The sequence below is a fragment of the Gillisia marina genome, from assembly GCF_000258765.1.
GTDB classification, from domain to species: Bacteria; Bacteroidota; Bacteroidia; order Flavobacteriales; family Flavobacteriaceae; genus Gillisia; species Gillisia marina.
Genome location: NZ_AJLT01000107.1, coordinates 1 through 1,532, shown reverse-complemented (window position 1 = coordinate 1,532; position 1,532 = coordinate 1). Strand labels below are relative to the sequence as shown.

The window sequence follows — 1,532 nt, the reverse complement described above, 5'->3', positions numbered from 1 at the left end:
CTTTATTCAGGACGAGTCAATATTGTGGGCAACGGTCTTGGTTAAGGCAAGTAGCGTGGAGTAGGGACACGTTCTTGTCGGCTTAGTTGTTTTTTTACTTGGTCTCTAAAATAATACTTTTCACTCGAATGCCCGCTATTTGCGCTTAACCGATGTTACCTGTAGTGCTTTTTTTAAGCAACCTTATAATCTGCATCGTTCATTTCAATACTGAACTTGATGTTTGCTTTTAATGCTCGGAAAACCTTTAAAATGGTTTCTACAGTTACGTTCTTAGCATTTCTCTCCAATTTTGAAATTTGAGATTTTTGAACTCCAATCAACTCGCCAAGTTGCTCTTGTGTCAAATGTCTATCTTTTCTAACAGATTTTATCATCTCTCCTAAAACATCGAGTTTTAAGTCAAATTCATATTTATCTCTGTTATCAGTCCCAACTTCACCAATGTGTTTATCTTTTAATTGATCTAAAGTCATTGTTCTGTTTTTTCCTTTTGTTTCCATCTTCTTATTTTTTTGAATTCTTTAAATATTCAGTCCTCAATTTTTCAGCTTTTTCAATTTCTCCTTTCGGTACTTTGTCCACTTTTTTAATCATTCCATGAGTTGAGATAACTAAAGTTTCTTTATCATCTGATTTATCCCAGAATGCAAAAAGTCTGTATTGAAGTCCACTATATTTTGTTCTAAACTCCCAGATGTTATCTGTTAGTTTTTTAAACAACTTGGGGTCATTTACATATCGAGCTTTGTCAATATTGTAGATAATCTTATTTCGGGATTTGCTGTCTAAATTTTCAATAAACTGAATTGCATTTTCTAGAAATACAACTTCAAATTTTTCTTTCATCCACTATAATTTTCAATTACGAATATTCAAAGGTAATCAAATGTTTCTATATATGGAAACTTATGTTGTCTGGCCGCATTACAGGTAACGTTCTCGGTTAAGGCGAGTAGTGGAAGCTGGTATTCAATTATGTTCAGTCTACCAGTAGTTCCCCTGAGTACTAAAATATCACTTTTAACTCAGATATCCACTATTCGCTTTAACCGTCGTTATGTGCAGTTTTATTACGCGGTTCCTCTTCTTTATTTCTTCTTTTGATTTGAACCAGTATTCTTAGCACTGCTCATGATATAAAACGTAGTTAGGCCGGCTTCCCAAATAATCATCTGTTTGAGCCGTTGGTCTTGTGTATATGTTGATGATATGCACTGGTCCATAAGGGACTCCGGAAAATGGCAAGCATATTTGGGGGTTTTCCCGACTTGTAACTCATTGGTTAGATCCCGATCTTCTCCAAGTTGTCTAACGTGCCAACGTTTTGAAACCGAGCTTTCAACGATGTCATCGGACAACTTGGCTTCGTTCTTAGTTCCAATTAAAAGGACACCCCAGATATACAATTGCTTTCGGAATCAAACTGAAAGCTAGAAAGGGCGGTCTAATTGCACAACGGTTTTGTTTAACGCAAGTGGCGTGGAGTAGGGACGCAAACTTGTCGGCTTTGTTGTTTTTTACTTGGTCTC

The 1,532-nt window shown here is 36.1% G+C and carries 2 protein-coding genes; both read right to left on the bottom strand.

The genetic code is table 11. The annotated features are described in order from the left end of the window. Window positions 1-173 precede the first annotated feature (173 nt). Window positions 174-503 carry a helix-turn-helix domain-containing protein gene (locus tag ON07_RS13890; protein ID WP_010232734.1) on the bottom strand — a complete coding sequence of 110 codons (330 nt, stop codon included), beginning with the start codon at window positions 501-503 and terminating at the stop codon, window positions 174-176. 4 nt (window positions 504-507) lie between these two features. After that, window positions 508-849, bottom strand: coding sequence for a type II toxin-antitoxin system RelE/ParE family toxin (locus ON07_RS13885; RefSeq protein ID WP_010232732.1), 342 nt, complete (start codon window positions 847-849; stop codon window positions 508-510). Between the last annotated feature and the right edge of the window lie 683 nt (window positions 850-1,532).

Coding starts and splice junctions, on each gene's coding strand:
- ON07_RS13890 (WP_010232734.1), bottom strand. CDS start 503: ATGGAAACAAAAGGAAAAAACAGAACAATGACTTTAGATCAATTAAAA.
- ON07_RS13885 (WP_010232732.1), bottom strand. CDS start 849: ATGAAAGAAAAATTTGAAGTTGTATTTCTAGAAAATGCAATTCAGTTT.